Source organism: Leucobacter soli, assembly GCF_042659205.1.
GTDB lineage: Bacteria > Actinomycetota > Actinomycetes > Actinomycetales > Microbacteriaceae > Leucobacter > Leucobacter soli.
In genome coordinates, this window is the sequence record NZ_JBHSRW010000289.1 from 1 (window position 1) to 2507 (window position 2507).

The window sequence follows — 2507 nt, forward strand, 5'->3', positions numbered from 1 at the left end:
CCTCGCGGACCGGCCGGTCGACCGCGGTCGCGAGGCCCACGGCGCTCACCGGCTCGTCCGCCACGAGCAGCAGCGCCTCGATCTGCTGCTCGACCGTGTGCGTCTCCCGCGCGCGGGCGAGCTCCGGATCGATGGCGGTCGGCTCGGTCGCCTGCCCGGTCATCGGCTCGGTCGTCGGTTCCGGCGTCGCCTCGGCCGTGATCGCGTCAGTCATAGTCTCCACCCAGCGTCGAAAGCTCTTCGTCGGACCAGTGCTCGCCGACCCATTCCACCCGCAGTTCGCCGAGCGGTTCGATCTGGTCGAAGCCGACGGCATCGCGCCGGTACAGCTCGAGGATCGCGAGGAACCGCGCCACGATCACCCCTCGATCCGCTGCGGCGTCCACTCCGGCGATCAGCTCGCGGAAGGTGAGCGAGCCGCCCCGGGTTTCCGCGCCGCGCAGCAGGGACACCACGATGGCGGCCTGCTCCCGGATCGAGACGAGGGGCGCGTGCAGGTGCTCGAGCCCGACGACGGGCAGCTCCTTCGGCGCGAAGGCCAGCATCGCGAGCGCCGCGAAGTCCTCGAGCGAGACGTTCCATACGAGTTCCGGCCCGCGGTCGCGGTACTTCGCCTCGAGCGGCACCTGCCGGGGGTGCCGCCCGGCTTCGGCTTCGAGCCGCTCGAGGAACCAGGCGCTGGCCTGTTTGAACGCCCGGTACTGCAGCAGCCGCGCGAAGAGCAGATCCCGAGCCTCGAGCAGCGCGATGTCCTCCGCGTCCACCGCCTCGCCCTGCGGCAGGAGGCTGGCGACCTTGAGGTCCAGCAGGGTCGCCGCGACGACGAGGAACTCCGAGGCGCGGTCGAGCTCGACGAGGCCCTGCCCCTCCAGCGAGGCGAGGTATGCGATGAACTCATCGGTGACCAGGCTGAGCGAGACCTCGGTGATGTCGAGCTCGTGCTTCGAGATCAGGCTGAGCAGCAGATCGAATGGACCGTCGAAGACGTCGAGGCTGACCCGGAAGGCAGCCTCGTCGGCGGTCTCGGCGGTGGTCTTCGCGGCCGTCTCCGCGGCCGTAGCCCCGCCGAGATCCTCGAGCTCGGGCGCGGTCACCACGGCCTCAGGCAACGGTGCCGCGCAGCACCAGCTCGCGGGCGAGCTGCAGATACGCCTCCGAGGCGGCGTTCTCGGGCGCGTAGTCGAGGATCGGCTTCGCCGCGACCGAGGCGTCGGGCAGCTTCACGGTCCGGTTGATCACGGTGTCGAGCACCTTCTCGTCGAAGGTGGCGACCACGCGCTCGAGCACTTCGCGCGCGTGCAGCGTCCGCGGGTCGTACATCGTCGCGATGATGCCGTCGAGCTCGAGGCTCGGGTTCAGGCGATCCCGCACCTTCTCGACGGTCTCGATCAGCAGCGCGACCCCGCGCAGTGCGAAGTACTCGCAGGCGAGCGGGATCAGCACCCCGTGGCTCGCCGTGAGCGCGTTCACCGTGAGGAGACCGAGCGAGGGCTGGCAGTCGATCAGGATCACGTCGTAGCGGTCGGCCACCTTGCGCAGCACGCCGGCGAGGATCTGCTCGCGGGCGACCTCGCTGACCAGGTGCACCTCAGCGGCAGAGAGGTCGATGTTGGCGGGGATGACGTCCAGCCCCTCGGTAGTGGAGGGCTGGATCACCTCGACCGGATCCTTCACCTTGCCGAGCATGAGGTCGTAGATCGTCGGCACGTCGTGCGCGGCGACCCCGAGACCCGCGGAGAGCGCGCCCTGCGGGTCGAAGTCGACGGCGAGCACGCGGCGCCCGTAACGGGCCAGGGCCGCGCCGAGGTTGATCGTGGTCGTGGTCTTGCCCACGCCGCCCTTCTGGTTGCACATCGAGATGATGCGCGCAGGGCCGTGCCGGTCGAGCTTCGGAGGAACGGGGTAGAAGCGCTCCGGCCGGCCGGTCGGGCCGAGCTTCGCCGAGCTTTTCGCTGCACGTGTCGCCACTCCGGCTCCTCTCTCGTCCTGCCGTCCGCTGCCCAACATCCTATCGGCACCGCTCGTTCCGGACTGCCCCGGTATCGGCCGGTCGCGCCGTGCCGATGGTGCGCCGCATCGACCGGGCGCACGGCGCCGACCGGCTGTGCCGACTGCCCGCTTCAGAGCTTCTTGCCCGGGTTCAGGATCCCCTTCGGGTCGAAGGCCGCCTTGATCGCGCGCTGCAGCTCGCGCACCCGGGGGGAGAGCTCCTCGTCGAGGGCCTCCAGCTTCTCGGTGCCGATGCCGTGCTCGCCGGTGACGGTGCCGCCCAGGCGGTGCGCCCGGGCGAGCAGCTCCCGGTGCGCCTCGTGCGCGCGACGCGTCTGGTCGGCGTCGTCGGGGTCGAAGGCGATGATCGGGTGGAAGTTGCCGTCTCCGACGTGGCCGTTGATCGAGACGATGACGCCGAGGCGCTCCGAGAGCTCGGCCGCGTGCGCGACGATCTCGCCGAGCGCGGCGCGCGGCACGGCGAGGTCGCCGTGGATCGCGGTTCCGAAGTAGCCAGA

At 70.7% G+C, this 2507-nt stretch carries 3 protein-coding genes and 1 pseudogene; all 4 read right to left on the reverse strand.

The annotated features are described in order from the left end of the window. Positions 1-214 (reverse strand): annotated as a pseudogene (locus ACFPZL_RS12205) (SMC-Scp complex subunit ScpB); the annotation flags it as partial. Then, positions 207-1097 (reverse strand): segregation and condensation protein A, encoded by an 891-nt coding sequence (locus ACFPZL_RS12210; RefSeq protein ID WP_236022011.1) that lies wholly within the window; start codon positions 1095-1097, stop codon positions 207-209. The gene ACFPZL_RS12210 and the pseudogene ACFPZL_RS12205, both read right to left, overlap by 8 nt. A 4-nt stretch (positions 1098-1101) precedes the next feature. Then, positions 1102-2007 (reverse strand): ParA family protein, encoded by a 906-nt coding sequence (locus ACFPZL_RS12215; protein ID WP_218114946.1) that lies wholly within the window; start codon positions 2005-2007, stop codon positions 1102-1104. Between the two features lie 113 nt (positions 2008-2120). Then, positions 2121-2507: FAD-binding oxidoreductase (locus ACFPZL_RS12220; RefSeq protein WP_382335627.1), on the reverse strand; the 387-nt coding region annotated here is incomplete at its 5' end.

Coding starts and splice junctions, on each gene's coding strand:
- ACFPZL_RS12215 (WP_218114946.1), bottom strand. CDS start 2,007: ATGTTGGGCAGCGGACGGCAGGACGAGAGAGGAGCCGGAGTGGCGACA.